The 574-nt window shown below is 56.6% G+C and carries 1 protein-coding gene; it reads left to right on the top strand.

All coding sequences use genetic code 11. The annotated features are described in order from the left end of the window. A partial coding sequence (locus WG901_RS23765) for a zincin-like metallopeptidase domain-containing protein (protein ID WP_339589623.1) occupies positions 1-357 on the top strand: 357 nt, incomplete at its 5' end. Positions 358-574: the final 217 nt, after the last annotated feature.

The following is a 574-nucleotide window of genomic DNA, read 5'->3' as shown; positions in this document are numbered from 1 at the left end:
TTCTACTCGCTAGATGGGGACTATCTGCAGCTGCCGCCGCGCTCGAGTTTTTCTGGCGCGGATTCCTTCTGTCGCGCGATTTGCCACGAGCTGATCCACGCGACTGGACACATCTCCAGGGTCTCACGGCCCTGCGCCGCTTCCACTAGCTCGGTGAACTTTGTACGCGAAGAGCTCGTTGCAGAACTGGGTGGGGCGTTCCTCTGCGCGATGATCGGCGTGAATCCCGTTGCGCGACACCCCGAGCTCATTGGCTCTTGGTTCGCCCTTTGTCGGCACGATGAATCGGAAATATTCCGGGCGAGTAGCCAGGTGAGCAAGGCCGTCGCATGGATCCTTGGGCGGACAAATGCGTAAGGTCTAAACGCGTGCGAGAGCAGTATCTTCCACCAATAACTGCCGCGGCAAGGCTGGGCATCAAGAATAGGGGGTGGTGATACTACCTGGTCTATTTGACCTTTACCGTGCCGAGATTTCGCGAAAATACCACGTTTTTCGCTGCCGATACCACGTTTCGAGACCACGCTTTGAGTAGACGCGTATAGACCGCTGTGGACGTCCGAATGGCTTAAAT

The organism is Novosphingobium anseongense, from assembly GCF_037482895.1.
Taxonomy (GTDB): domain Bacteria; phylum Pseudomonadota; class Alphaproteobacteria; order Sphingomonadales; family Sphingomonadaceae; genus Novosphingobium; species Novosphingobium anseongense.
The sequence above is the reverse complement of the archived record's forward strand: the minus strand, read 5'-3'. Positions and strand labels throughout refer to the sequence as shown.